Here is a 23,847-nt window from a genome sequence, read left to right on the forward strand (position 1 = left end):
ATGGCGATCCGAACCGAAGGCTGGCCGGCGGTAGAAGGCATGGTGGTTGAGCCAATGACGGCGCGGTGGCCGCTTGCAACGCGTGTTGTGGCGGTTCCCTTTGAAATGCAGGACCGTCCGGCGCCGGTGAATGTGGACATCCTGCAGGTGGTGATCGTGCCGCGCGCCAACTGGGAGCGCATCACTGCGCATGTTCCGGCCGATGTGCTGCAGCGCGAGGGGGTGACTCATGGTTGATTTCAACACCTCTGGGTCGCAGTACCTGCGCAGCTTCGCTTTTTACTTGATGCGCGATGCCGAGCTGCCCGACCAGCAGGTGACGGTGATGCACCGCGACCTGTTCCGTCGCGCCGGCATCGAGTGGCGCGACGGGCAGAGCATGGCTTCACTGCTGGACGGCCTCAACCTGCAGCAGCTGCGTGCGCTGGTCGACCAGCTGCGCGACGGCGATGACGACGAGGAGGAATGATGGCCGTTCCCACCCTCCAGCGCTGCCTCGGTCAGGTGCGTAACCGCCAGCGCCACAGCGCCCAGCACCCCCAGCGGAAGAAGTCCATCGGGATGCTGGTACAGGACTGCCACACGTTCCCGACAGCGTCACGTGTGGGAGAAGTCCAGGTGCACGACCCTGAAACCGGGCGCGAGTACTCGGTCGAGGTCTGGATCCACAGCGGCGTGGTGGTGATCGCGCACAGCACCAGCAAGCGCTGGCTGCTGGAACTGGACGAGATTCTCGACCTGGCTATCGCCGCCGGCATTGATCGGGGGGCCATCTGACATGCAGCTGGCCCTGCTACCGCAAGAGCTGTCCCCACAGACGGTCCTTTTGCAGCTGCAGGGCCGCCGTGGCGCCGTCAACGGCATCACTGCCCGCGACCTGGTGCAGCAGATCACTTCACGTACCAGCACCGCCGACGAGCGCCGCCTGCGCCAGATCATCGAGCAGCTGCGGCGCGAGGGGCACCCGATCTGCGCCCACCCGGCTCACGGCTACCACCTGGCCGCCAGTGCGGCCGAACTGGACCGCGCCTGCACCTTCCTGGTCGGGCGCGCCATGACCTCCCTGGAGCAGGTCAGCGCGATGAAGCGCGTTGCGCTCCCGGATCTGTACGGACAACTCGGGCTGGACAAGCCCGCTACCGACGAGGAATCCAACCATGAACCATGAACGCAATTCCGACGTGCTGTATGCCGCCGCCAACACGGCACGCGAGCTGGAAAACAGCGGCATCGAGATCCTGGGCCTGCACAGCAATGGCCGTCGCGCGGTGCTGATCCTGGACCGCCCGCCAACGATGGTGGGTGGCCACCTCAAGCGCCGCCAGCCCAACGGCAGCGGCGGGCAGGACCGCGTGATGGCCGCTGAGTACCAGGGCGTGCAGCTGGAGTGGACCCAGCGTCCTCCGATGCTGCGGGAGGTGGCTCATGGCTGAGCGCGGCCAGTTCCTGGTGGTCCCTGCTGAGTGGGTAGGGGGCGACACCTTCACCGACTCGGCCAAGGCGATCGAAGACGCCCAGGCCCGCAGCAAGGTCGACGGAAAGCACCGCGCGGTGGTCTGCGTGGTCGCTCGCACCACGCCCAGCCCTGCACCGGTCATCGTGCTGACGCGTACGGAAGCCGGCATCACCCAACCGCAGGTGGTTCAGCCATGAGCGCCATCCCCAGCATCGCAATGCAGCACGCTATCGCCCTGTCACTGGGCGCCAGCGTGGTCCGTTCTGCGGATCTGATCGATCGGGTGATGGAGCACGGCTTCCATTACCGCGGCTATGTGTCCAACGCGGTCGCCAAGGCGGTGCGGTGCGGAATGATCCTGCGCGTCGGCGAAGGGCTGGCCCGCAACTACCGCCTCAACCCCGACTGGAAGATCGACCCGACGGCGTTGGCGGCCGCGCAGGCGCAGCGTGTGCGTGGTACCCGGCCGGGTATGACAGGGGCGCAGAAGGCCCGATCTGCTGCCGGGGGCTACGAAGGTCCCGCCTTCGACAAAGGCCCGCTGACGCCCTCCATCGGCACCGTGTGCCAGTCCCAGGAGGATCTGGAAGGCGAGCTGCCGCCTTACCTCGGTGGTCGCCTGGTCGATTCGCTGCATAACCACTTCGATCGCATCTTCGGCGGGGTGGAGTGATGGCACGTACCGGCCGCCAGCGCTACGACCACCTTCGCGCGATGCGCTTTGCGCTGTGGGCCCGTACGCAGAACCCGCGCCAGCTCACCCCACAGCGCATTTCCGGCCTGCTCGGCATCTCGCTGGATGCCGCCCGCCGCTGGCGCGCCGACTGGTTCACCGCCACCAGCCCTATCCACGTCGAAGGCGTCCCCGACGTCCTTCGGCCCACTCAACCGTTTGTCACCCCCGCCGCCCAAGGAGGCGCCCAATGACCCCATCCATTCCCGAAGGCTACCGCGAGGACCGTAACGGTCGGCTGGTGCCCGAGGCACAGATCAAGCCGATCGATCTGACGCGTGACCAGCTGGTGCAGGAGAAGATCCAGCGCGCCCTGGAGCTGCGCGAAGCCCTGCGCACCTTCAAAGCGGATACGTTCACCGATATCGGCGCGTTCGTGCAGCTCAGCGGCGAGCAGTACGGCGCCAAGATCGGCGGCGACAAGGGCAACGTCAGCCTGTATTCCTACGATGGCCGCTTCAAGATCCTGCGCGCCTGCCAGGACACCATCCAGTTCGATGAGCGCCTGCAGGCCGCCAAGGCCCTCATCGATGAGTGCCTGAACGACTGGACCGAAGGCTCACGTGCCGAGCTGCGCACCCTGGTCAACAGCGCGTTCAAGGTGGGCCAGGACGGCAGCATCAAGACGGCAGAGGTGCTGTCACTGCGCCGGCTGCAGTTCGATGACGCCCGCTGGCAGCGGGCAATGACCGCGATCAGTGATGCGGTGACGGTGGTGGGCAGCAAGACCTACGTGCGCTTCTACGAGCGCGATGCACGGGGTCAGTACCAGCCGATTTCTCTCGACGTGGCGGGGGTCTGACATGCCGAAGATCCGAGACACCTGCACCTTCCGTTTCGACGGCGTTCGCGGTGCACTGAATGCCGGCACCCTGGCGCTGGCAGTGGCGATCGCCGACCAGGCTGCACGGGCCGACGTGGAGATCCACGCGCCGGCCGTGGAGCTGGACGGGCTGCGCTTCTTCGATGCCACCTGCGGTAACACTCAGGGCGAAGACGCGACCGCTGCTCGCTATGCCATTCGCCAGGCGGTGCGGTACATCGAGGCGCGCGGGGACGCACTCCCTTGGCGCCTGAAGCGTCATATCTCCCAGCCGGGTCTGCTGCACTTCGAAGAGCCTACGGACGTTGAGGTGGCCACCTCCGGGCCGCGCCACGCGTGCGTCAACTGCGACATGCCCACTGGCACGCCGTCTTCGCCCATGTGCGGCCCCTGCGCCCAGCAGGCAGTGACTGAGATGGCTGCAGCGCTGGCCGCCGCCCACCAACGTCTGGATCTGATCCACCAGGTTCAGAAAGCCATCTGCGAGGTGCAATCGTGATCGCCTACTGCTGGGCCAATGGCCAGATCGGGTTCGGCAACAACGTGCCGGACGGTGCGGTTTTCATCGCCGAAGGGAGCGACGCACAGCTGCGCAAGGTGATCAGCGTGGTAGCCAGGCACGGAAAGGGACTGATGCAGGGGATGCTGGTAGTGCCAGGTGTGCCAGAGGCGCAGACGCAGCAGGCAAAGGGTGACGCGCTGGGCCTCTGGCTGGCGTGGTGTTCCCAGCATCCGCGTCGGCTGCGCTGGGGCGCACTGCGTGCCAGCAACCGCAACACCGACTCAAAGGAGAACCGCCATGTTCATGCGTAACCTGGTGCTGTTCCGCTTTCCAACCAGCACCGACTTCTCCGAGGTCGAATCCGTGTTGCCGTATGGCGTGCTTAAGCCGGTCGGCCCTCTGGAAATGAACTCTCGCGGCTTCATTTCCCCCTTCGGCCGCGAGGAGCAGGAGCACCTGTCCTGCCGGCAGGGCGACTTCCTTTGGCTGACCGTGGGCGGCGAGGACAAGATCCTGCCCGGCGCGGTGGTCAACCGTGCGCTGGAGACCCGTCTGCAGGTCATGGAACAGGAACAGGGGCGTCGACCGGGTGGTCGTGAGCGCAAGCGCATGAAGGACGACATTCTGCACGAGCTGCTGCCCAAGGCCTTCGTCAAGAACAGCCGCCACGACGCCATCCTGGACCTCGCCCACGGCTATGTGGCCGTGGATACCTCCAGCCGTAAGGTGGGCGAGGCCTTCGTGTCCGATATCCGAGGCCTGCTGGGCGGCTTCCCGGCGGTTCCGCTGAACGCCCAGGTTGCACCGCGCTCGATCCTGACTGGCTGGATCGCTGGCGAGCCCCTGCCGGATGGCTTGTCCCTTGGGGAATCCGCAGAGCTGCGTGATCCGGTCGAGGGTGGCGCCAAGGTGCGCTGCAGCGACCAGGAACTTCGCAGTGACGAGATCGACAAGCACCTGGATGCCGGCAAGCAGGTCACCAAGCTGGCCCTGGTGCTGGAGGACGCGCTGTCCTTCGAGCTGGGCGATGACCTGGTGTTGCGCAAGCTGAAGTTCCTGGACGGCGCGCTCTCCCAACTGGAGCAGGCCGATGCCGACGGCCGCCGCGCAGAGTTCGACGCCCGCTTTGCCCTGCAGAGCGGCGAGATTCGCCGCCTGTTCCTGGTGCTGGAACAGGCCTTTCACCTTTCAGCGACCCCGTGAGGACCGACATGACCATCAAGCGCTACAGAATCGAACGTAACTGGGGCGAAGGCCAGGTACAGCTTGAGATCGACCACAGCATCCTGACGCCGGAGCTGGCGACGGAAATCAACAAGTTCTGGACCGGTGCCGATGAGCGCCTTGGAGAAGCCGACGGCGACGCGGTACTGGCCGTCATCAAGATGGCTGGTGCCGAGTTCATGGGGTGGGTGCTGGACGTGAACTCCAGCTACTCGACCGAGGGTATGCAGCGTGAGTTCGATCAGCTGGAGGGCTGGCCGTCGCCCCACGGTATCCGCTTGGTCGACTGGGACGACCGGCCCGATCTCGATTCCTGCCTCATGCAGGTCGAGGAAGTGGAGGTGTCTCATGGATGAGACCGTGTACGACGCGGCATGGCGGGCCTACAAGGCCGCGCCTCGCGCCGTGGCCAACGGCCCGTCACGCTCAGCCGTTCGAGCGGCGGTGGATGCGGTTCTTGGCTACCTGATGCCGCCTGGTTCGACGCCAGCGTTCTTCGCCGACCGCGAACTGCGGCGGGCAGTGGCTGCGGACCTCATGGAGATGGGCAGTGAGAGCCAGCGCGGCGGCTGGCCGGCCATGCGGGCAACCTACACCGTCCCGCTTTTCCAGGTCCCGCCAGGCCCTTCGCAGACCGACGTTCTGAAGCGGCTTCACTGTGTGCCGCCGATGTGGTTGAGCGAACAGATTGGAGGTCCGTTTGATGACCTGACTCCCGGTCAGGCATGGCGCGACGGGTTCAACGAATGCCGTAGGCGTTCGCTACTGCTGATCGAGCAGGAACTGACCGAAGCTGGCCGCGAGGAAGGGGCTGTTGATGCGCCGTGATCCGCTGACAAAGAAGTCCCAGGTGGCCACCGTCCTGAAGGACGGTGGCCGTATCGTGCCTGGCGTGCGCGAAGGGCTGCTGCAGTTGCTGGACCATGCGGGCCAGGAAGTGCCTGCATGGCAGACCGCCCTCCGGGCCGTTCAGGGCGCAAGGAGCAAGGCATGACGCGCGTTCGCAAGGCCGGCGACGGCCGTAACCGGGTGCTGGCCGCGATCCACGCCGGCGCCAAGAAGCTCGGCCTCTCCGAGGACGTCTACCGTGACCTGGTCGAGCGTGTATCCAGAGAGCACGGCGTTGCCCAGCGCAGCGCCGGCAAGTGCGATCGCCGGCAGCTCGATGCGATCGCCAACGAGCTGCGTCGCCTGGGTGGAATTCCCGCCAAGGCGGCGTACGCAGCCAAACGTTGGGCAGGCCGCCCCAAGGGCGACCTATCCCCCCAGCTGTCCAAGATCGAAGCCCTGCTGGCCGATTCGGGGCGTGAGTGGGAATATGCACATTCGGTGGCCCGCCACATGTTCAAGGTAGGACGCCTGGAATGGTGCAACCCGGATCAGCTGTCCAAAGTGATTGCCGCTCTTCAGATCGACGCCAATCGCCGTGCCCGGCGGGAGGCTCCTTCGGCATGAAGTCGATGGAGGCCCGCCGTCACGAACTCCTCAGTGAAATCGCCGAAGTGGTGGCGGGTTTGCTGGGTCGTGAGCACGCGCTCCCCACCGAGGTTGCTGACTTGGTGGGGGCAGCGGTGGCCGATAGCTTGGCCGAGCACTGGGGCGGACAGACCATCACGTACCCGAAGGACGCGCACTTCAAAGCTACGCAGCGGGAGATCGAGATCTTGCGGGCCTACCTCGCAGGCACCTCTACCGCTAAACTTGCACACGACACCGGTATGCACGAAAGAAGCATCCGTCGGTTGATTCGCCGGGCCCAGGCGCGGGCAGGCGGACTGGATCAGCTGGATCTGTTCGCCTGATTCAGGGATTGCGCCAGGCGCAACGGCTTTTCATATCGATCCGCCATTGTCAGCCTTCTTCCGGGGTCTTCCGGCTAGATATCTCGCAGCCCCCCCTGATATATCTCACCCCTGAACATGTTGCTTTGGTTCGTAGCAGGTGCAGGGCCGCAGGCCCTGCCGACCCCCCTACTCCTCGACCGGGAAGTCCTCGATCGGCTTCAGCACATCGTAGTGCTCGCGATGCAGCTTGCCCTTCAACTTCGGCAGCTCCGGCAGCGGTGCATCCACCCGCGTGTCCGGCAACCGGTCCAGCAGGTTGCGCACCAGCGTCAGCCGGCCCAGCCGCTGGTCGTTGAAATCCACCAGCGTCCACGGTGCCGCCTCGCGATGCGTCGCGCGCAGCATCGCCTCGCGGGCCTCGGTGTAGGCGCTGTACTTGCTGCGCGATTTGAGGTCGACCGGGGAGAGCTTCCAGCCTTTCAGTGGATCGAGGTGGCGTTCGGCGAAGCGCTTTTCCTGCTGCTCCTGGTCCACGCACAGCCAGTACTTGAACAGCAGGATGCCGTCATCCACCAGCAGCTGTTCGAACACTGGCGCCTGGCGCAGGAACTGCTGGTATTCGGTCTCGCTGCAATAACCCATCACCCGCTCGACGCCGGCGCGGTTGTACCAGCTGCGGTCCATCAGCACGATTTCGCCAGCGGCCGGAAGATGCGAGGCGTAGCGCTGGAAATACCACTGCGTGGCTTCACGGTCAGTTGGCTTGGGCAGTGCCACCACCCGGCATTGGCGCGGGTTGAGGTGCTGGCTGATGGCCTGGATCGCGCCGCCCTTGCCAGCCGTGTCCCGGCCTTCGAACAGCACGAGCAGACGTTGCCCGCTGTGCTGCACCCAGCGCGCCATCGCGGTCAGTTCCAGCTGCAAAGGCAGCAGCAGTTCGTCGTAGTCCTTGCGCTTGAGCTTGGCCATCGTCACACCACGCGGGGAGGAAGCCCGAGCGTAGCGCAGGGATCGCTCAGGTGTTGTCGAGGCCCTTCCAGCCCTGTTCGCCAGCCAGCCGTTGCAGCAACGCTGAGAGATCGCGCGCGAACCCGGCCATGTCGAACAGGCCGCTGTCTTCGCGTGCCTGTGCCAATTCAGCGCGCAACGCCGCCAGTGCTGCAGGGGCGTTGCCCAGCGCGCTGGCGGTGGTGATGAACGCCGCATCGTCGGCGACATTCATCCGCGCCAGCCCCAGATGGTGGTTGAGGCTGCCGGCGACGCGCGCGGCGAAGGTGTCGCCGGGGCAGGTCAGCACCGGGCAGCCGGCCCACAGCGCGTCGGACGCGGTGGTGTGCGCATTGTACGGATGCGTGTCGAGGAACAGGTCGGCCAGCTGATAACGAGTCAGGTACTGCGGATGCGGCAGCTTGGCCATGAACACCAGGCGCGCCGGGTCCAGGCCAGCGGCCTGTGCGGCGCTGCGCAGGCGGGCGTCGGCCTGGCCGGGCCCGGACAGCAGCCACAGCACGCTGCCGGGCACTGCCTGCAGAATGGCGAAGGCGCGGCCCATGCTGCGCGGGTTGAGCTTGTAGCTGTTGTTGAAGCAGCAGAACACCACGCCCTGTTCGGGCAGGCCGCACTCGGCCCGGGACGGTGCCGGCTCCAGCATGCGGGTGTTGTCCGAGGGCTGGAACGCACGCGGCAGGCGCAGTACGCGCTCGCTGTAGTGGAGTTCCAGTGATGGTGGCAGAACGAAGCTGTCGCCGATCACCGCATCCAGCCACGGCGCCCCGGACGTGCCGGGGTAAGCCAGCCAGTTCAACTGCAGCGGGGCAGGGCGCATCGCCAGCACTTCCGGCGTACCGCCGCCACCCCACCCGCGCAGGTCGAACAACAGGTCGATGCCCTGTGCGCGGATGCGTGCGGCAGTGTCTGCATGGCGCAGCCCGACCACATCATGCAGCTGTGTGGCTGCCTGCAGGCGCTGGCGGATGCGGCTGCCATCATCGTGGTTCAACGCGAACAGATGCAGCTGCAACGCGGGGTCATGACGCAGCTGCTCGAACAGGGCCACGGTCAGCAGCCCGGTGGGATGGGCGCCAAAACCATTGGAAAGGAAACCGACGCGCAAGGCGCCGTGCCCGCGCACCTTCTCGGCAGGAAGGGGGCGCACTCCCGAAGCAACCGCCGCGGCGCGTGCACGCGCGCAGGCCAGCTGCTCGGCCGCGCTGGCATCCTCGCTGAGGAACGCGAACGGTTCGACCACGCCTTGCCCGCTGGCCAGGGCGCCACGCACCTGTGTGGCCAGCGCATCCACGTCCTGCCAGTCGCACAGGCGACGCTGCCAGGCCAGGCGCTGGGCGGCGATATAGGGTTCGTCCGGCATCAGCGCATGCGCATGGCGATAGGCCGTCGCCGCACCTTCGGCATCATCGGCATCTTCCAGCGCATGGCCCAGCCACAACGCGATGCCGGGGTGCTGCGGGGCCAGTGCCGAGGCCTGGCCGAGAAGCTTCGCTGCGTCCGCGTGTGCGCCGGCCATCCAGGCCACGCGGCCCAGCCGCGCCAGCGCTTCGGGATGGTTCGGGCGCAGCTGCAGCGCACGTCGTGCCGCCTGCTCGCCGGCGGCGATGTCGCCGGCTTCCAGTTCCAGGTCGGCCAGCATCACCCAGGCGACGAAATCGCCAGGCTGGCGTGCGATCGCCTGTTGCAGGTGCTGTCGCTGCTGCCAGGCCGTCATCGTGCTCAGCCCGCCGACAGCTGGGCCAGGGCGTCGACCTGGTGCTCGTGGCTGAGCCGCTGCAGCAGCGGATCGAGGTCGCCGGCCAGTACGTTGGGCAGGTCGTACAGGGTCAGGCCTTCCACGCGGTGGTCGGTGATCCGGCCCTGCGGGAAGTTGTAGGTGCGGATGCGCTGGCTGCGGTCACCGCTGCCGACCTGCAGGCGCCGCGATTCGGCCTGCGCCGCGTCCTGGCGCTGGCGCTCGGCGTCCAGCAGCTGTGCTTTCAGGCGTTTCATCGCCTTGTCGCGGTTGGCGTGCTGGCTGCGCTCGGTCTGGCATTCCACCACCACGCCGGTCGGCACATGGGTGATGCGGATGGCCGATTCGGTCTTGTTGACGTGCTGGCCGCCGGCACCGGACGAGCGGAACGTATCCACCTTCAGGTCGGCCGGGTTGATGACGATGTCATCGACCTCATCGGTCTCGGGAATGATCGCTACGGTGGCGGCCGAGGTGTGGATGCGGCCCTGCGACTCGGTGGCCGGCACGCGCTGCACGCGATGCGTACCCGATTCGAACTTCAGGCGCGAGAACGCGCCACGGCCGACCACGCGCGCCACCACTTCCTTGTAGCCGCCATGCTCGCCCGGGCTGTCCGATTCGATCTCGACCTTCCAACCCTGGCGCTCGGCGTAGCGGGCGTACATGCGGAACAGGTCGCCGGCAAAGATCGCGGCCTCGTCGCCGCCGGTACCCGCGCGCACTTCCAGGAACAGGTTGCCTTCGTCACGCGGGTCGCGCGGCACCAGCAGCAGCGCCAGCTCCTGCTCCAGTTCCTGCAGGCGCGCCTGTGCAGCAGCGATTTCCTCATCGGCCAGCTCGCGCAGGTCGGGGTCGGCGCGCATGCCTTCGGCGGCGGCCAGATCGGCCTTGGCACGGGATTCCTCGGCCAGGGCGATGGCGATCGGTTCAAGTTGGGCGAATTCGCGCGAAAGGTCGCGGAAACGAGTGTTGTCGGCGACCACATCGGGTTCGGCGAGCAGGCGTTCCAGTTCTTCGCGGCGCTCGGCCAGCGCTTCCAGCTTACGGCGCAGGGTCGGCGTCATCGGGTCTCACGGGTGGGTGGCGGTAACCCGGCGTGGCCGGGAACAGGCGCTCGGCGGCGCGGGTCAGGTCGGCATCGCCACTCAGCGCGGCCGCACGCAGGGCGGCGGTTGGCGGATGCAGCAGGCGGTTGGTCAGGCCGTGGGCCAGCAGTTCCAGCACTTCATCGGCCGGCTTGCCGTTGGCCAGTTGCTGGCGTGCGCGCTCCAGCAGCTCGGCGCGGGTGGCTTCGCCGAACGCGCGCAGCTGCCGCAGCGGCGCCTGGTGGGCGCTGGCCTGCTGGGTCTCGACGAAGCGCGACACCTGCAGGTCGATGATCGCCTCGGCTTCGGCGGCGGCCTCGCGGCGGCCACGGCGGTTGTCTTCCACCGCGCGCTCGAGATCGTCCACGGTGTAGAGGAAAGCGTCGTTGAGCGTGCCGACCTCGGCCTCGATGTCGCGCGGTACGGCCAGGTCGAACAGCAGCATCGGCTTGTGCCGGCGCGCGCGCAGGGCCTTGGCCACCATCTCGCGATGGATCACCGGTTCGCGCGCAGCGGTGGCCGAGAACACTACGTCGGCCTCGCCCAGGTGGCGGTCCAGTTCGGCCAGCGGCAGGGCCACGCCACCATGGCGGCTGGCCAGTTCCTGCGCGTGGGCGAGGGTGCGGTTGGCGATCAGCAGCCGGCGTACCTTGCCTTCGCTCAGGTGCCGTGCAGCCAGTTCGATGGTCTCGCCGGCACCGACCAGCAGCACGGTGGAATCGTCCAGCCGGGCGAACGCGTTCTGCGCCAGGCGCACCGCGGCCGACGCCACCGATACCGGGTTGGCGCCCACCTGGGTATCGGTGCGCGCACGCTTGGCCACCGAGAAGGTCTGCTGGAACAGGCGGTCCAGGCGCTGGCCGAGCAGGCCGTGGTCGCGCGCGGTCGACCAGGCATCCTTCACCTGGCCGAGGATCTGCGGTTCACCCAGCACCATCGAGTCCAGGCCGGTGGCGACCCGGAACAGGTGGCGCACGGCCTCGGCATCGGCGTGCTGGTACAGGTAGCCCTGCAGGTCGCCGGCCTGGGTGTGCAGCCACTGGTCCAGCGCCTGTGCCGAATCGGCCACGGCATACAGCTCGGTGCGGTTGCAGGTGGACAGCAGCACCGCCTCGGCGATCTGCGGAGTATCGCGCAGCGAACCGAGCGCGCGCGGCAACGCCTCACCGGCGAAGGCCGCGCGCTCGCGCAGCTCCACCGGTGCGGTCTGGTGATTCAGTCCGAGCACCCACAGGGTCATTGTTCAGTTGCTTGCGATAAGCTGCTGGCCATTGGACGACATTTTAAGGCCCCGATGCCGACGATGCCCGCATTGATTCGCATCCCCAGTGTTCTGCTGCTGTCCCTGGCCTGCAGCCAGGCCCTGGCGGCGGTGCCGGCCAAAGCCCCCGTACGGGCCCCGGCCACTGAGGAACTGGCGCTGGAACCGGTGATGGCCGGTGAGTTCGCCCTGCAGGCCGGCAAGCTGGCCGAGGCCGCGCGCTGGTACCTGCAGGCGGCCCAGCAGACCGACGGCGATGCCGGCCTGGCCGAGCGCGCGACCCGCATTTCCATGCTCGCCAACGATGATGCCAGCGCCGCCAAGGGCCTGGCCCTGTGGCAGCAGCGGGCCCCGCGCTCGTTGACCCTGCGCAGTGCGGCCGGTGCGCTGGCCATGCGCCAGGGCGATGTGAAGGCTGCCCGCACCGAACTGCAGGGCCTGCTGGCCGACCCCGACGAGCGCGGCTGGAAGTTCGCTCTGGCCGCACTGATCGGTGGCGGCCGCGATCCGGCGGTGCCCGCGCAGGTGCTGGGTGAGCTGGTCGACGCCAACGCCATTCCATCGAAGATCGAAGCCTGGCAGGAGTTCGGCCGCCTTGCCCTGCGCATGGAAAAGCCCGAGCTGGCCCGGCGCATGATCGATGAAGTGGTCAAGCGCTTCCCCGAAGAACCGCGTGTGGCGCTGCTGCGTGCCAGCCAGCTGCAGCAGGCCGGGGAGACCGGCAAGGCGCTGTCGCTGCTGCACGATGTGGAGCCGAAGACCCGCCAGGACCCGGAACTGCGCAATGCAGTGGCCATTGCCTATGACAGCCTCGGCCAGCCGTCCGCGGCCGAGCGCGTGCTGGCGTTCGGCCCGCAGGACGTTCAGACCTGGGGCATGCGCGCCTCGCTGCTGGCCAAGCAGGGCGACAAGGCCGCGCTGTCCAACCTCTACAACGAACTGTCGCGGCAGGCGGCCAAGCCGGACCCGGCGCAGCGCCTGCTGCTCGGCAAGATCGCCGAGTACCTGAAGCGTTATCCCGAGGCGGTGCAGTGGTACCACAGCGTGCCCGGTGGCGATGAGCTGAGCGAAGCGCGCCTGCGTGCGGCCAATGCCCAGGCCCTGGCCGGGCGCCTGCCGCTGGCGCTGGATGAAGTGCATGCGATCCAGTCCGATGCGGTGGTCGACGACGACGTGCGCCGCGACGCCTACCTGCTGGAAGCCGAACTGCGCCAGCGCGCCGACGACAGTGCCGGTGAACTGGATGCGCTGGCCCGCGGCCTGGCGGCTTACCCGGATGACAACGGCCTGCTGTACGCCCGTGCGCTCACCTGGGAACGCCGCGACGACATCCCGCGCGCCGAGGCCGATCTGCGCAAGATCCTGGTGACCGACCCGGAGAACGTGCCGGCATTGAACGCGCTGGGTTACACCCTGGCCGATCGCACCGGTCGCCTGCAGGAAGCGTTGGAGCTGATCGACCGCGCCCGCGTGGCCGAACCGGACAACGCCGCCATCGTCGACAGCTATGGCTGGGTGCTGTATCGCCTGGGCCGCAAGGACGAGGCGCTGGTGCAGCTGCGTCGCGCCTGGACGCTGGCCAAGGACCCGGAAATCGCCTCGCACGTGGGTGAAGTGCTGTGGGTACTGGGCAAGCACGACGAGGCCCGCCACTTCTTCGAAGAAGCGGCCAAGCTCGACCCTGAAAACCGCGCGCTGCTGCGCGCCCGCGAGAAATTCAATCCATGAGTGTTTCCCTGATCCGGCCGCTGCTGCTGGCGGCCGTGACCCTGGCGGTGACCGCCTGCACCACCGTGGGCACGCAGAAGACCCCGGCGCCGGCGGTGGTCGAGGTTGTTTCAGCCGAAGCGGCGCAGGCTGAGGCGGCACGCGTGGCTGCGTTGCAGGCACAGTCGGATTGGACCTTCCAGGGCCGGGTTGCGGTCAGCAAGGGCAAGGACGGCGGCAGCGGTCGCATCGACTGGAAGCAGGAAGGGCGCCGCTATGTGGTCGAGCTGAGCGCGCCGGTGACCCGGCAGAGCTGGAAGCTGACCGGCGATACCCATTCCGAAGCGGGGCGTCTGGAAGGTCTGGCCGGCGGGCCGCGTGACGGCGAGGATGCCCAGCAGCTGCTGCTGGAGGCGACTGGCTGGGACATCCCGGTCAACCAGCTGCCGGCGTGGATCCGTGGCCTGGTGGCCGGCGATGCTGCCGGTCCGGAGAAGGTCGAGCGCGACGGTGAAGGCCGCCCGCGCCGCATGCAGCAGATGGGCTGGCAGGTGCAGTATCTGGACTGGTACCCGGCCGAGGCCGGGCGCCCGGCGCTGCCGCGCCGGATCGAGGCCAGCAATGGCGACGCCAAGGTGCGCCTGCTGGTGGACCAGTGGGGGCAGGGCGCCCCATGAGTGCCGGGCGCGATGACGCGGGCTGGTCCTGGTGGCCGGCCCCGGCCAAGCTGAACCTGTTCCTGCACATCACCGGCCGTCGTGCCGATGGCTACCACGAGCTGCAGACCGTGTTCCGCCTGCTGGACTGGGGCGACCGCATTGGCCTGCGCCTGCGTGAAGACGGCCAGGTGCGCCGTGAGGGCGAGGGCCTGGCCGGTGTGGCCGAGGCGGATGACCTGGCGGTCCGCGCCGCGCGTCTTCTGAAAGGTGTGGCCAATATCGCGCAAGGCTCAGACATCATCGTCGAAAAGCGCGTTTCTGCAGGTGGTGGCTTCGGAGGCGGTTCCTCCGATGCCGCCACCGTGCTGGTGGTGCTGAACCGGCTCTGGCGGGCCGGTCTGGATGAGGACGCCCTGGCGGAACTGGGCCTGCGCCTGGGCGCCGACGTGCCGGTGTTCGTGCGCGGGCGCAATGCCTGGGCCGAAGGGGTGGGCGAGCGCCTGCAGCCGATCGTGCTGGAACCGGCCTGGTATGTGGTGGTTGAACCGGGCGTTCATGTTCCCACCCCAGCCCTGTTCGCAGACCCGGATTTGACGCGCGACAGCCCAGTGGCGAAAATAGAGGACTTCGCTTCCGGGACCCTGGTCGGGAACGCGTTCGAACCGGTGCTGCGCCGCCGTGAGCCTGCCGTCGAGGCAGCGTTCGCCGCGTTGAGCGACATCGGCACGGCGCGGCTGACCGGTTCGGGAAGTGGTTGTTTCGTCGAGTTCGCATCGCAGTCTGCCGCAGAGCAGGGACGGTCGAAGTTGCCGAAGGAGTTGCGGGCAAGGGTGGCAGCGGGCGTTGCGCGTTCGCCACTGCTGGATGCACTCGAGCAACACTGATTTATCAATGCAGGGGCGTCGCCAAGAGGCCCAAGGCACCAGGTTTTGATCCTGGCATTCGTAGGTTCGAATCCTACCGCCCCTGCCAATAGCGGCTGTGTCCGCGCCTTCCAGCGCATCGCCTGCGCGGGACGTGGAAACAGCCGCGGTGTTGTCAGCAGCAAGGGTCCATCAGGGTCCTTGCCGACTCCGGATCCCCGCCACTCGTCCCCGCCCGAGACAATCATGATGCAAGAGTCCCCGAACCTGCTGGTCTTTTCCGGCAACGCCAACAAACGTCTGGCGCAGAACATCTGCAAGGAACTGGGGGTTCGCCCGGGCAAGGCGCTGGTCTCGCACTTCTCCGATGGTGAAGTGCAGGTGGAAATCGAAGAGAACGTCCGCAAGCAGGACGTCTTCGTGATCCAGCCGACCTGCGCGCCGAGCGCGGAAAACCTGATGGAACTGCTGGTGCTGATCGACGCGCTCAAGCGCGCATCGGTGGCCAGCGTGACCGCCGTGGTGCCGTACTTCGGCTACTCGCGCCAGGATCGCCGCATGCGTTCCTCGCGCGTGCCGATCACCGCCAAGCTGGCGGCGAAGATGTTCAGCACCGCAGGCGCTGATCGCGTGCTGACCGTCGACCTGCACGCCGACCAGATCCAGGGCTTCTTCGATATTCCGGTGGACAACGTGTATGCGTCCCCGCTGCTGCTGGCCGACATCTGGCGCGCCTACGGCACCGAGAACCTGATCGTCGTGTCGCCGGACGTGGGCGGCGTGGTCCGCGCCCGTGCCGTGGCCAAGCGCCTGGATGACGCCGACCTGGCGATCATCGACAAGCGCCGCCCGCGCGCCAACGTCTCCACCGTGATGAACATCATCGGTGACGTCGAAGGCAAGACCTGCGTGATGGTCGATGACATCGTCGATACCGCCGGCACCCTGTGCGCCGCTGCCGCTGCCCTGAAGGCGCGCGGTGCGCTCAAGGTCGCCGCCTACTGCACCCACGCGGTGCTGTCGGGCCCGGCGGTGGACAACATCACCAATTCCCAGCTCGACGAGCTGGTGGTGACCGACACCATCCCGCTGAAGGACGCAGCGCGGGTGTGCAGCAAGATCCGCCAGCTGAGCGTGGCGGAAATGCTGGCCGAAACGATGCGCCGCATCGCCTTCGGCGAGTCGGTCAGCTCGCTGTACGTCGACTGAGTTTTTCGTCCCTGCCGGCAACGGCGGGGACATACCCCGGGTGCTTCTGGTCGCGGAAGCATCTTCAACCGCCAAGCCGCAAGGCGAGGCAACAACCTGAGTAGTCGAAAATGTCGAAGACCCATGAAATCAAGGTCACCAAGCGTGAACTGCAGCGTAAGGGTGCGAGCCGCCGCCTGCGTCACGCTGGTGTGATCCCGGCCATCGTGTACGGCGGCAACGCCGAGCCGGTCGCCATCAGCCTGGACCACAACGAAATCTGGCTGGCCCAGCAGAACGAGTGGTTCTATGCCTCGATCCTGGACCTGAACCTGGACGGCCAGGTGCAGAAGGTCCTGCTGCGTGACATGCAGCGCCACCCGTACAAGCAGCTGATCATGCACCTGGACTTCCAGCGCGTGAACGAGAACGAAGCCCTGACCGCTTCGGTCCCGCTGCACTTCATCAACGAAGACACCTCGCCGGCTGGCAAGGCTGCCGACGTCGTGGTCGCCCACGAACTGAAGGAAGTGACCATCAGCTGCCTGCCGAAGGACCTGCCGGAGTCGATCGAAGTCGACCTGGGCGAGCTGAAGGCCGGTGACATCGTCTACCTGTCCGACATCAAGCTGCCGAAGGGCGTGGAAATCCCGGCCCTGGCGCTGGGCAAGGACCACGACGACGCCATCGTCACCGCCAAGGCCGGCAAGGTCGACGCGGCCGACGAAGAAGCGGCTGCCGAGTAATACCAAGCGGCGCCTGCCTCCGGGCAGGCGCCGTGCTGGAAGGAACCATGGCAGGATTGCGACTGATCGTCGGTCTGGGCAACCCCGGATCGGAACACGCCCGGACCCGGCACAATGCCGGGTTTCATTTCGTTGAGGCCCTGGCGGAAAAAGCCGGTGCGCGATGGAATGTGGACAGCAAGCTGTTCGGTGAGACCGCCAAGGTCGAGATCGCCGGGCAGACGGTGTGGCTGCTCAAGCCCGCCACCTTCATGAACCTCAGCGGCAAGTCGGTCACCGCCGCACAGCGGTTCTGGAAGATCGAGCCGGAAGAAACCCTGCTGGCCCACGACGAACTGGATCTGGCGCCCGGCGTGGCGCGGCTGAAGTTCGACGGTGGCCACGGTGGCCAGAACGGCCTGCGCGACACCATCCGCCTGCTTGGCCACGGCAAGTTCCATCGCCTGCGCGTGGGCATCGGCCACCCCGGCCACAAGGACCGCGTGGTGGGTTGGGTGCTTGGCCGCCCATCGAAGGACGACGACGTGCTGATCGCGCGCGCCATCGACGATGCGATCGACGTGATGCCGCTGGCGGTACAGGGCGATTTCAGCGAAGCGATGAAGCGGCTGCATACCCCGAAATAACCGGTAGGTACCGACCGTTGGTCGGTATGGAACGAACCAGACCGGTAGGTACCGACCGTTGGTCGGTACGGAGAATGATTGGAAAAGCAGCGCCTGCGTCGCTGTTTCCCCAATCACTTTCACCCCAGAGAGCTGTCACCCATGGGTATCAAATGCGGCATCGTCGGCCTGCCCAACGTCGGCAAGTCGACCCTGTTCAATGCGCTGACCAAGGCGGGTATCGCCGCGGCGAACTTCCCGTTCTGCACCATCGAGCCGAACGTCGGCATCGTGCCGGTGCCGGATCCGCGCCTGAACGAGCTGGCAGCGATCATCAACCCGCAGAAGGTCATCCCGACCGCGGTCGAGTTCGTCGACATCGCCGGCCTGGTGGCCGGTGCCGCCAGTGGTGAAGGCCTGGGCAACAAGTTCCTGGCGCACATCCGCGAAGTCGATGCGATCACCCACGTGGTGCGCTGCTTCGAGAACGCCGACGTCATCCACGTCAACAACAAGGTCGACCCGATCTCGGACATCGAAACCATCGATACCGAACTGGCGCTGGCCGACCTGGACAGCGTCGAGAAGGCGCTGAACCGTGCCGAGCGCGCGGCCAAGGGCGGTGACAAGGATGCAGCGGCGCGCAAGCCGGTGCTGGCCAAGCTGCAGGCTGCGCTGTCCGACGGCAAGTCCGGCCGTTCGGTCGGCCTGGACGAGGAAGAGAAGGCGCTGGTGCGCGACCTGTTCCTGCTCACCCTGAAGCCGGTGATGTACATCGCCAACGTGCTGGAAGACGGCTTCGAGAACAACCCGCACCTGGACGCCGTGCGCGCGCACGCCGCTGCCGAAGGCGCGCAGGTGGTGCCGGTGTCGGCCGCGATCGAAGAAGAGCTGTCCCAGCTCGACGACGAAGACCGCGATACCTTCCTGGCCGATCTGGGCCTGAGCGAGCCGGGCCTGAACCGCGTGATCAACGCGGCCTACAGCCTGCTCGGCCTGCAGACCTACTTCACCGCTGGCGTGAAGGAAGTCCGTGCGTGGACCGTGCGCAAGGGTGCCACCGCCCCGCAGGCTGCCGCAGTCATCCACACCGACTTCGAGAAGGGCTTCATCCGCGCCGAAACCATCGCGTATGACGACTTCATCAAGTACAAGGGCGAAGCCGGCGCCAAGGAAGCCGGTCGCCTGCGCCTGGAAGGCAAGGAATACCGCGTGCAGGAAGGCGACATCCTGCACTTCCGCTTCAACGTCTGATCCAGCGGCATCGGATCGACCCCGGACGCCCCGCCTTGTGCGGGGCGTTTGCGTTTCCGGTGATGGACAAAAAAACACCACGTTGCGAAACGCTTGCGGTGTGATGTTCGCTGGCACTTGTCCACAGCAAACTCCCATCGCTTTCCACGCCTGGTGTGGAAAACCATGCGACGCCCTGTAGAGCCGAGCCCATGCTCGGCAGATGCCGGCCGAAGCCGAGCATGGGCCCGGCGCTCCGGGGCTCAATCGTGCAACGTGGACAAATGTTCACCACGCTTTGAAACGATTGCGCGGCAACACTCCCACCCACTTGTCCACATCAAATCCCAACCACTCTCCACGACGGGTGTGGAAAACCGTCGAAGAGCATGGACAAAAAATAACCACGCTCCGAAACGCTTGCGTGGCAATGCTCGCGCCTACTTGTCCACACCAAGCCCCCATCGCTTTCCACCTCCGATGTGGAAAACCTGGGCCACCGGACACGGACCGGATCCGGGATTTGCAATTCTTCCGATAGATCCAGAGGAGGCGAGCGCGGACGCTATGGATCATGAGCGAACTGATGAGCATTGCCGCCCAGATCCAGGTGCCGGAGAAGAACTTCAACGCGTGGCTGAAACGTCCGGTGGCCGACGATGTCACCGTACTGGACACACTGGCTGCCTGCGTAGACCAGTCCGATAGATGTCCGGAGGAACCCTTTCTATGCCAATACCTGCCAGACCAGGCTCTGTTGCTGTTCTTCCGCGCCTCAGGCAGGAATCTCGATGATGCAGCCCCGGTACTGGCACTGTTCAGGCAGCTCGCGCAGCTGGCGGAAGGAGCCGCGCAGGGATATCTCTGTGCTGGACATTACCCCGGCGGGAGCGAGGGCGAGCTGGCCTGCTGGAAACTTGGCGGTGGCCGGTTGCGTTCCGTCGCGCGGCTGCCCGAGCAGGCGCTGGACCTGCTGATGCCCAGGGTGGATGTCCTGCTGCGCTGGATGCCCGAGCAGCGCCGGCACCAGAAGAAGCTCTTCTTCCGCGCGTTGCTGCTGCGCTTCAACAAACTGGGCAACGCCTGGGTACGCCGGGCGTCGCCGCAGCAGATCATCCTGTACGACGATCACGATCCCTACCTGACAGACGGCACCCGTGTGTTCTACACCGCGGGGTGGGTCGAAGAGGCTGATGTCGTCGAGGGTGCGGATCCCTATCGTTTGCGGCGGCTGGCAGGTCGTCTCTGGGCTGATGATCAGCGTCTCTATTTCAAGGGCCAGGTGGTCGCCAGCCTGGACCGGTCGCCGCGCGTTGTGGGGCAGGCGGTCGTGGTGGGAGAGAAGGCCTATCTGGCTGAGCGTGATGGGAGCGGCCTGTGCATGGACGACATCCATCCGGCAACATTCAGACGTCTCGGCGCCGAGGGCGGCTACTACGCCGACCGCTCGCATGTCTGGTGTGGCATGCGACTCCTGCCCGAGGCTCCAGAGGACTTCGACGTTCTGGAATACGGGCTTGCACGTGGCAGGCATGCGGTCTATCTGTACGGACGCACCTGCGAGGGCGTCGATCCCGCCTCATTCGTGGCTGCTGGTCATGGCCGGTATCACGATGCAGACCATCGATGGTCCGTCTGCGTGACGTCGTCGAAGCTCTGCAACATTGGCCCCGTACTCCTGGATCCGCAGGAGAAATGAAGCACATCCCTCGTGCCGGGTGAATGGAACGCTGAACGCGCCGGGGTGGGATCATCCACCGCACCCGATCCGCTCCGCTTCCATGTCGCGCCTGGAAAAAGAACCCGGCACTCCCTTGCCGGGTTCTTCCCGCATCACCAGTTGTACGAGACGCCCACCTGCGCGCCGACGTCGCGGAAGCCCATGCCGCCGCTCTGCCGGCTCAATTCACCCCAGCCGCGCCAGCCGCCGGACAGATCCACCTGCACGCCGGCCTTGGCTTCGTAGATGTCGCGTGGCAGCTGCCGCTGCAGCCGCTCGCCGTCCATCGCCAAGCCCGCGCCATTGCCGCCGGACCACCAGTTCACCGCCACGTACGGGTGCACCTTGCCCTGCGCCGGGCTCAACCCACGGCTGTACAGGCGCAGGCCGACGCGGGTGCTGGTCTCGTCACCACCGCGGTCCTCGACCACCGTGCCGTTGGCCTCGACCACGCGGTCGCTGTCATAGCGGCTGTGCACCACCTGCAGCTGCGGTTCCAGGTAGATGCCGCGCTGCGCGGTGCGCCGCAGGGGCAGTACATAGCCGGCCTCGGCCGACGCGCTCCAGTTGCGGGCGTCATAGCGCTCCTTCTGCAGGCCTTCGCCCTGCACGCTGTTGTGGAAGCGGCCGTACTGCAGCCAACCATCCACGTAGGCGCCGCGCTCCATGCGCGCATCCTGAAGCCAGGTGGCATAGGCACCCACGCTGGTGCCGGTGACCACGCCACGTGCGGTGTAGCCGGTCACCTGCGAGCGGCTGTCATTGCGTGCGCGGCCGTGGCCGAGCATCGCACCTGCCAGTAGTTCGCCCGTGCCACCCACCTCGAAGCGGCGTCCGGCGCCGACCAGCACGCTGGTGATCTGGCCATCGACCTGTACCTGGCGGTTGCGGTCGTGGCTGTCGGGCCGCGCGTTGCGAAGATGCATCCAGGCCACGGCATCGCCGCGGGCGCCGGCTTCGGCGGCGGGATCACCGGCACGATCGTGCAGGCTGTGCCGGAACATGCCCAGCGCGGCACTGCGGTTGGCCAGGTAGGCCGCCGGCTCCGGGCGCTCCACCTGCGGGCGCGGCGGATCGATCGGTGGTTCCGGCGGCAACGGCGGATCGACCGGCGGTTCCGGCGGTGACGGCGGATCGACCGGCGGTTCCGGCGGTGACGGCGGATCGACCGGCGGTTCCGGCGGCTGCGGCGGATCCACCGGCGGTTCCGGCGGATCCACCGGCGGCACGTATTCCGAACGCAGGTACCAGTTGCCATCATCCGGGGTGGACACGCCGCCCTTGAACAGGAAGTAGTCGTAGGCACCGGCAACCGCGCGGCCCTGAAGGCCGAACTGAGCATCGGACTGGCCACCTACGGTGATCAGGCGGATGCCCTCCTGGGTCAGTGCACCGGCGCCGCCGGCATTGCGCACGCTCACGCTGGCGGTGCCGCTGCTGTTGCCGCTGATCACCAGCTGATCGCCGAGCGAGGTATCGTCACCCAGTGCACGGTTGAAGATCCAGTGGCCACCGTTACCCACGTAGTCGCCGCTGACAGTGACGGTCTTGAAACCGCCCGCCGCCGGCGCATCGAAGGCAATGGTGCCGGCGTGTTCGAGTGCACCGACGCTGGAACTGTCACGCACGTTCCACTGGCTGCTGCCATCCAGCGCCAGCTGTGCGACCTGGTAACCGGAGTCGTTGCGCAGGGCGCCGCTGAACTGAGTACCGTTGCGCAGCACCATGTGCACCTCCGCGGTCGCGCTGTCGACGACCACGTCGCCGCTCAGGCGGCTGTTGTCGGCAGTGAAGCGGATCTCGGACGTTGCCACCGAACTGCCATCGGTGAACACGGTATCGCTGACCCGCAGCAGTCGGCCGCCATCCAGTTCACCTGCGTGGCGGGCGACAACGGCCGTATTGTTGAGTGTCAGTTCGTGGTTGCTGCCCTGCAACCACAGCGCAGGACCGTCCAGGGTCTCGATCTGGCTGTCGTTGAACACCAGCCGGTCCCAGTAGGGACCGAATACGGTAATGTAGGAACGATAGGCACCCGAGTTCGCTCCCCGCGCCTGGATGTGCAGGGCGTCCGCAGTGAGCTTTGCAGTGTTCATCTGCACGATGCCGAACGAGGAGGCGCCATGGGTGGTGATCGAGCCGCCGTCCAGCTGTATGTCCGCGGTACTGCCGCCCAGGAACACACCACCGGACACCGCACCGTAGGTCGCAATGTCGAGATTCCTGGCACGGATCCGGGAGTAGGGCGTTGGAGGGTTGCTGCCGGAAGCGCGCAGGCCGTAGACGCCATCGCCATGGGTATCAATGCTGCCACCGGTGATCGTCGCGGTGCCACCCCATACGTCCACACCGTGGCCATACCCGTTGTCACCAAAGGTGCTGATCACGGTGTTGCTCAGGTCGGCCAGTGAATCGGCACCGGACAGCCAGATCCCGGAACTGCCATCGCGGACGGTGAAGTGCGCACCCTCGGCGGTCAGCTTGCCCCAGCTGTTGACGTTGACGCCGTAGCCGCCGATGGTTTCGAAGCGGGCATCGGTGATTTCCGCTGTGGAAAACGTTCGATTGGTCCGGTTTCCGATCAGTCGGATGCTGCTGCCGTTGGCGGTGGCGGTGCCCCCGGTGATGCGGAGGGTCCCCCCGTTGTCAATGTCGAAGTAGCCATTGATGACATCCACATCGCGCAGCGACATCACACTTCCGCTGCCGCTTGCAGATAGGCGGCCACTGGAGCCGTTGGTTGCCTGCGCGAACGTCATCGCCAGTGATTCCAACGAAAGCAGTGCGCCGCCCTCGGCATAGGCGGCGCGGCCGGCACCGTTGCCGATCGTGGTCCCCGATACATGCAGTTCGCTTCCACGCCCGCTGGAATACAGGGCATGACCATCGCTGCTTACACTGCCGCCATCGAGCCATACCTTGCCGCCGTTGGTGGCGTTGACCGTGCCGTAACCGGAGCCATTGCGATAGGCATCGATGACCAGGTTGCTGGCGTGGATGGCACTGCCGATGCCGGTTGCGTTGAGCGCATAACCGACGCTTGAACTTCCATTGCCAAGCTGGATGTGTCCTCCCTGGACAAGGACGCTGCCGCCTGCGGATGCCTGGATTGCGCTGCCGCCTCCGGTGACATCGACGCGCGTGCCATCGAGCGTTGCCGTGCTGCCGGCTCCGTTCACATCCAGGGCGAAGCCGCCCACGGAGTGCAGCAGGGTATCGCCCGCATCCAGCTGCAGGGTCTGGCCATTGATGACCTTCAGCGGCCCGGTCAGATCGGCGGCGTGGGCCGGCAGCGCCGCCCACAGGGCGGTCGCCAGCAGGCTGGGGAGGAGGGGGGCAGGCGCGAGGCGCGCGCGCGCGGACGCACGGCGGTGCCGGGTCGGGGAGGCGTACATGCTGTTGGACTTCCTGTGGCAGGGCGCAGCACGGCTGCGCGAACTGGCGCGGCAGGGCCGCGTCGCTGCGGAAGCCACACGCGATGGCAGCTGCAGGCGCCATCGGACTTCCGTCCC

Annotated in this window: 30 protein-coding genes and 1 tRNA gene; 26 read left to right on the forward strand and 5 right to left on the reverse strand. The window is 66.7% G+C overall.

What is annotated here, in order from left to right; translation table 11 throughout:
• Genes EKL94_RS13140 through EKL94_RS13215 form a run of 17 tightly spaced genes read left to right on the forward strand, consistent with a single transcriptional unit; the run spans position 1 to position 6,540 of the window.
• Positions 1-237: a hypothetical protein gene (locus EKL94_RS13140; protein ID WP_126929419.1), complete on the forward strand. Its 237-nt coding sequence runs from the start codon at positions 1-3 to the stop codon at positions 235-237.
• The gene (locus tag EKL94_RS13145) at positions 230-469 is read left to right on the forward strand and encodes a hypothetical protein (protein ID WP_088611138.1); all 240 of its coding nucleotides are present in this window, start codon (positions 230-232) and stop codon (positions 467-469) included. The genes EKL94_RS13140 and EKL94_RS13145 overlap by 8 nt, the downstream gene beginning before the upstream one ends.
• The gene (locus EKL94_RS13150; protein WP_126929420.1) at positions 469-777 is read left to right on the forward strand and encodes a hypothetical protein; all 309 of its coding nucleotides are present in this window, start codon (positions 469-471) and stop codon (positions 775-777) included. The genes EKL94_RS13145 and EKL94_RS13150 overlap by 1 nt, the downstream gene beginning before the upstream one ends.
• Position 778: 1 nt before the next feature.
• A complete protein-coding gene (locus tag EKL94_RS13155) occupies positions 779-1,168 on the forward strand; it encodes a hypothetical protein (protein ID WP_024957596.1) in 390 nt (129 codons plus the stop codon).
• Entirely contained in the window at positions 1,158-1,433 is a 276-nt protein-coding gene (locus tag EKL94_RS13160) for a Kil protein family (RefSeq protein ID WP_040006676.1), read from the forward strand. Before EKL94_RS13155 ends, EKL94_RS13160 begins: the two co-directional genes overlap by 11 nt.
• Entirely contained in the window at positions 1,426-1,653 is a 228-nt protein-coding gene (locus EKL94_RS13165) for a hypothetical protein (protein ID WP_049397735.1), read from the forward strand. Before EKL94_RS13160 ends, EKL94_RS13165 begins: the two co-directional genes overlap by 8 nt.
• Positions 1,650-2,129 carry a hypothetical protein gene (locus tag EKL94_RS13170; RefSeq protein ID WP_126929421.1) on the forward strand — a complete coding sequence of 160 codons (480 nt, stop codon included), beginning with the start codon at positions 1,650-1,652 and terminating at the stop codon, positions 2,127-2,129. Before EKL94_RS13165 ends, EKL94_RS13170 begins: the two co-directional genes overlap by 4 nt.
• Positions 2,126-2,383, forward strand: coding sequence for a hypothetical protein (locus EKL94_RS13175; protein ID WP_126929422.1), 258 nt, complete (start codon positions 2,126-2,128; stop codon positions 2,381-2,383). The genes EKL94_RS13170 and EKL94_RS13175 overlap by 4 nt, the downstream gene beginning before the upstream one ends.
• Positions 2,380-2,991: a DUF3164 family protein gene (locus tag EKL94_RS13180; protein ID WP_057503397.1), complete on the forward strand. Its 612-nt coding sequence runs from the start codon at positions 2,380-2,382 to the stop codon at positions 2,989-2,991. The genes EKL94_RS13175 and EKL94_RS13180 overlap by 4 nt, the downstream gene beginning before the upstream one ends.
• 1 nt (position 2,992) lies before the next feature.
• A complete protein-coding gene (locus tag EKL94_RS13185) occupies positions 2,993-3,511 on the forward strand; it encodes a hypothetical protein (RefSeq protein ID WP_126929423.1) in 519 nt (172 codons plus the stop codon).
• The gene (locus tag EKL94_RS13190; RefSeq protein WP_126929424.1) at positions 3,508-3,825 is read left to right on the forward strand and encodes a host nuclease inhibitor protein; all 318 of its coding nucleotides are present in this window, start codon (positions 3,508-3,510) and stop codon (positions 3,823-3,825) included. The genes EKL94_RS13185 and EKL94_RS13190 overlap by 4 nt, the downstream gene beginning before the upstream one ends.
• On the forward strand, positions 3,812-4,717 hold the full coding sequence (locus EKL94_RS13195) for a recombination-associated protein RdgC (RefSeq protein WP_126929425.1): 906 nt from the start codon (positions 3,812-3,814) through the stop codon (positions 4,715-4,717). The genes EKL94_RS13190 and EKL94_RS13195 overlap by 14 nt, the downstream gene beginning before the upstream one ends.
• Positions 4,718-4,725: 8 nt before the next feature.
• Positions 4,726-5,094 carry a DUF2528 family protein gene (locus tag EKL94_RS13200; protein WP_126929426.1) on the forward strand — a complete coding sequence of 123 codons (369 nt, stop codon included), beginning with the start codon at positions 4,726-4,728 and terminating at the stop codon, positions 5,092-5,094.
• A complete protein-coding gene (locus EKL94_RS13205; RefSeq protein WP_126929427.1) occupies positions 5,087-5,566 on the forward strand; it encodes a hypothetical protein in 480 nt (159 codons plus the stop codon). The genes EKL94_RS13200 and EKL94_RS13205 overlap by 8 nt, the downstream gene beginning before the upstream one ends.
• A complete protein-coding gene (locus EKL94_RS22430) occupies positions 5,556-5,732 on the forward strand; it encodes a hypothetical protein (RefSeq protein ID WP_153857075.1) in 177 nt (58 codons plus the stop codon). The genes EKL94_RS13205 and EKL94_RS22430 overlap by 11 nt, the downstream gene beginning before the upstream one ends.
• On the forward strand, positions 5,729-6,193 hold the full coding sequence (locus EKL94_RS13210) for a regulatory protein GemA (protein ID WP_185830029.1): 465 nt from the start codon (positions 5,729-5,731) through the stop codon (positions 6,191-6,193). Before EKL94_RS22430 ends, EKL94_RS13210 begins: the two co-directional genes overlap by 4 nt.
• Entirely contained in the window at positions 6,190-6,540 is a 351-nt protein-coding gene (locus EKL94_RS13215) for a Mor transcription activator family protein (protein WP_185830030.1), read from the forward strand. The genes EKL94_RS13210 and EKL94_RS13215 overlap by 4 nt, the downstream gene beginning before the upstream one ends.
• Before the next feature lie 168 nt (positions 6,541-6,708).
• On the opposite strand, the gene ppk2 is transcribed toward EKL94_RS13215, so the two are convergent.
• The 4 genes from ppk2 to hemA are packed head-to-tail and all read right to left on the reverse strand — an operon-like array spanning position 6,709 to position 11,593.
• Positions 6,709-7,491, reverse strand: a complete 783-nt coding sequence (gene ppk2, locus EKL94_RS13220) for a polyphosphate kinase 2 (protein WP_019661160.1) — start codon at positions 7,489-7,491, stop codon at positions 6,709-6,711.
• Positions 7,492-7,537: 46 nt separating this feature from the next.
• The gene (locus tag EKL94_RS13225) at positions 7,538-9,244 is read right to left on the reverse strand and encodes an O-linked N-acetylglucosamine transferase, SPINDLY family protein (protein WP_126929430.1); all 1,707 of its coding nucleotides are present in this window, start codon (positions 9,242-9,244) and stop codon (positions 7,538-7,540) included.
• Positions 9,245-9,249: 5 nt separating this feature from the next.
• Positions 9,250-10,332, reverse strand: coding sequence for a peptide chain release factor 1 (prfA, locus tag EKL94_RS13230; protein WP_126929431.1), 1,083 nt, complete (start codon positions 10,330-10,332; stop codon positions 9,250-9,252).
• Positions 10,310-11,593 (reverse strand): glutamyl-tRNA reductase, encoded by a 1,284-nt coding sequence (hemA, locus tag EKL94_RS13235; RefSeq protein WP_126929432.1) that lies wholly within the window; start codon positions 11,591-11,593, stop codon positions 10,310-10,312. The genes prfA and hemA overlap by 23 nt, the downstream gene beginning before the upstream one ends.
• Positions 11,594-11,656: 63 nt before the next feature.
• Between hemA and EKL94_RS13240 the strand changes: the two genes are divergently transcribed.
• From EKL94_RS13240 to EKL94_RS13280, 9 genes are all read left to right on the forward strand, one after another.
• Positions 11,657-13,342: a tetratricopeptide repeat protein gene (locus EKL94_RS13240; RefSeq protein ID WP_185830031.1), complete on the forward strand. Its 1,686-nt coding sequence runs from the start codon at positions 11,657-11,659 to the stop codon at positions 13,340-13,342.
• Positions 13,339-13,998 (forward strand): lipoprotein insertase outer membrane protein LolB, encoded by a 660-nt coding sequence (gene lolB / locus EKL94_RS13245; protein WP_126929434.1) that lies wholly within the window; start codon positions 13,339-13,341, stop codon positions 13,996-13,998. The genes EKL94_RS13240 and lolB overlap by 4 nt, the downstream gene beginning before the upstream one ends.
• A complete protein-coding gene (gene ispE / locus EKL94_RS13250) occupies positions 13,995-14,864 on the forward strand; it encodes a 4-(cytidine 5'-diphospho)-2-C-methyl-D-erythritol kinase (protein WP_126929435.1) in 870 nt (289 codons plus the stop codon). The genes lolB and ispE overlap by 4 nt, the downstream gene beginning before the upstream one ends.
• Before the next feature lie 11 nt (positions 14,865-14,875).
• Positions 14,876-14,952 (forward strand) — tRNA-Gln (locus tag EKL94_RS13255).
• Positions 14,953-15,092: 140 nt separating this feature from the next.
• Positions 15,093-16,052 carry a ribose-phosphate diphosphokinase gene (locus tag EKL94_RS13260; protein WP_005415400.1) on the forward strand — a complete coding sequence of 320 codons (960 nt, stop codon included), beginning with the start codon at positions 15,093-15,095 and terminating at the stop codon, positions 16,050-16,052.
• A gap of 110 nt (positions 16,053-16,162) precedes the next feature.
• On the forward strand, positions 16,163-16,777 hold the full coding sequence (locus EKL94_RS13265; protein ID WP_126929436.1) for a 50S ribosomal protein L25/general stress protein Ctc: 615 nt from the start codon (positions 16,163-16,165) through the stop codon (positions 16,775-16,777).
• 47 nt (positions 16,778-16,824) lie between these two features.
• A complete protein-coding gene (gene pth, locus EKL94_RS13270) occupies positions 16,825-17,403 on the forward strand; it encodes an aminoacyl-tRNA hydrolase (protein ID WP_008268208.1) in 579 nt (192 codons plus the stop codon).
• 141 nt (positions 17,404-17,544) lie between these two features.
• Positions 17,545-18,636: a redox-regulated ATPase YchF gene (gene ychF / locus EKL94_RS13275; RefSeq protein WP_004144978.1), complete on the forward strand. Its 1,092-nt coding sequence runs from the start codon at positions 17,545-17,547 to the stop codon at positions 18,634-18,636.
• 553 nt (positions 18,637-19,189) lie between these two features.
• On the forward strand, positions 19,190-20,314 hold the full coding sequence (locus EKL94_RS13280) for a DKNYY domain-containing protein (RefSeq protein ID WP_126929437.1): 1,125 nt from the start codon (positions 19,190-19,192) through the stop codon (positions 20,312-20,314).
• A gap of 134 nt (positions 20,315-20,448) precedes the next feature.
• Here EKL94_RS13280 and EKL94_RS13285 read toward each other — a convergent pair whose 3' ends face one another.
• Positions 20,449-23,730, reverse strand: coding sequence for an autotransporter outer membrane beta-barrel domain-containing protein (locus EKL94_RS13285; protein ID WP_126929438.1), 3,282 nt, complete (start codon positions 23,728-23,730; stop codon positions 20,449-20,451).
• Positions 23,731-23,847 lie beyond the last annotated feature (117 nt).

Origin of the sequence: Stenotrophomonas maltophilia, from assembly GCF_003970865.1 — a bacterium.
GTDB lineage: Bacteria > Pseudomonadota > Gammaproteobacteria > Xanthomonadales > Xanthomonadaceae > Stenotrophomonas > Stenotrophomonas maltophilia_AR.

What these genes read in the sequence shown, in the direction of transcription:
- EKL94_RS13140 (WP_126929419.1), top strand. Translation starts at nt 1, where the DNA reads ATGGCGATCCGAACCGAAGGCTGGCCGGCGGTAGAAGGCATGGTGGTT.
- EKL94_RS13145 (WP_088611138.1), top strand. Translation starts at nt 230, where the DNA reads ATGGTTGATTTCAACACCTCTGGGTCGCAGTACCTGCGCAGCTTCGCT.
- EKL94_RS13150 (WP_126929420.1), top strand. Translation starts at nt 469, where the DNA reads ATGGCCGTTCCCACCCTCCAGCGCTGCCTCGGTCAGGTGCGTAACCGC.
- EKL94_RS13155 (WP_024957596.1), top strand. Translation starts at nt 779, where the DNA reads ATGCAGCTGGCCCTGCTACCGCAAGAGCTGTCCCCACAGACGGTCCTT.
- EKL94_RS13160 (WP_040006676.1), top strand. Translation starts at nt 1,158, where the DNA reads ATGAACCATGAACGCAATTCCGACGTGCTGTATGCCGCCGCCAACACG.
- EKL94_RS13165 (WP_049397735.1), top strand. Translation starts at nt 1,426, where the DNA reads ATGGCTGAGCGCGGCCAGTTCCTGGTGGTCCCTGCTGAGTGGGTAGGG.
- EKL94_RS13170 (WP_126929421.1), top strand. Translation starts at nt 1,650, where the DNA reads ATGAGCGCCATCCCCAGCATCGCAATGCAGCACGCTATCGCCCTGTCA.
- EKL94_RS13180 (WP_057503397.1), top strand. Translation starts at nt 2,380, where the DNA reads ATGACCCCATCCATTCCCGAAGGCTACCGCGAGGACCGTAACGGTCGG.
- EKL94_RS13185 (WP_126929423.1), top strand. Translation starts at nt 2,993, where the DNA reads ATGCCGAAGATCCGAGACACCTGCACCTTCCGTTTCGACGGCGTTCGC.
- EKL94_RS13195 (WP_126929425.1), top strand. Translation starts at nt 3,812, where the DNA reads ATGTTCATGCGTAACCTGGTGCTGTTCCGCTTTCCAACCAGCACCGAC.
- EKL94_RS13200 (WP_126929426.1), top strand. Translation starts at nt 4,726, where the DNA reads ATGACCATCAAGCGCTACAGAATCGAACGTAACTGGGGCGAAGGCCAG.
- EKL94_RS13205 (WP_126929427.1), top strand. Translation starts at nt 5,087, where the DNA reads ATGGATGAGACCGTGTACGACGCGGCATGGCGGGCCTACAAGGCCGCG.
- EKL94_RS22430 (WP_153857075.1), top strand. Translation starts at nt 5,556, where the DNA reads ATGCGCCGTGATCCGCTGACAAAGAAGTCCCAGGTGGCCACCGTCCTG.
- EKL94_RS13210 (WP_185830029.1), top strand. Translation starts at nt 5,729, where the DNA reads ATGACGCGCGTTCGCAAGGCCGGCGACGGCCGTAACCGGGTGCTGGCC.
- EKL94_RS13215 (WP_185830030.1), top strand. Translation starts at nt 6,190, where the DNA reads ATGAAGTCGATGGAGGCCCGCCGTCACGAACTCCTCAGTGAAATCGCC.
- ppk2 (WP_019661160.1), bottom strand. Translation starts at nt 7,491, where the DNA reads ATGGCCAAGCTCAAGCGCAAGGACTACGACGAACTGCTGCTGCCTTTG.
- EKL94_RS13225 (WP_126929430.1), bottom strand. Translation starts at nt 9,244, where the DNA reads ATGACGGCCTGGCAGCAGCGACAGCACCTGCAACAGGCGATCGCACGC.
- prfA (WP_126929431.1), bottom strand. Translation starts at nt 10,332, where the DNA reads ATGACGCCGACCCTGCGCCGTAAGCTGGAAGCGCTGGCCGAGCGCCGC.
- hemA (WP_126929432.1), bottom strand. Translation starts at nt 11,593, where the DNA reads ATGACCCTGTGGGTGCTCGGACTGAATCACCAGACCGCACCGGTGGAG.
- EKL94_RS13240 (WP_185830031.1), top strand. Translation starts at nt 11,657, where the DNA reads ATGCCCGCATTGATTCGCATCCCCAGTGTTCTGCTGCTGTCCCTGGCC.
- lolB (WP_126929434.1), top strand. Translation starts at nt 13,339, where the DNA reads ATGAGTGTTTCCCTGATCCGGCCGCTGCTGCTGGCGGCCGTGACCCTG.
- ispE (WP_126929435.1), top strand. Translation starts at nt 13,995, where the DNA reads ATGAGTGCCGGGCGCGATGACGCGGGCTGGTCCTGGTGGCCGGCCCCG.
- EKL94_RS13260 (WP_005415400.1), top strand. Translation starts at nt 15,093, where the DNA reads ATGCAAGAGTCCCCGAACCTGCTGGTCTTTTCCGGCAACGCCAACAAA.
- EKL94_RS13265 (WP_126929436.1), top strand. Translation starts at nt 16,163, where the DNA reads ATGTCGAAGACCCATGAAATCAAGGTCACCAAGCGTGAACTGCAGCGT.
- pth (WP_008268208.1), top strand. Translation starts at nt 16,825, where the DNA reads ATGGCAGGATTGCGACTGATCGTCGGTCTGGGCAACCCCGGATCGGAA.
- ychF (WP_004144978.1), top strand. Translation starts at nt 17,545, where the DNA reads ATGGGTATCAAATGCGGCATCGTCGGCCTGCCCAACGTCGGCAAGTCG.
- EKL94_RS13280 (WP_126929437.1), top strand. Translation starts at nt 19,190, where the DNA reads ATGAGCGAACTGATGAGCATTGCCGCCCAGATCCAGGTGCCGGAGAAG.
- EKL94_RS13285 (WP_126929438.1), bottom strand. Translation starts at nt 23,730, where the DNA reads ATGTACGCCTCCCCGACCCGGCACCGCCGTGCGTCCGCGCGCGCGCGC.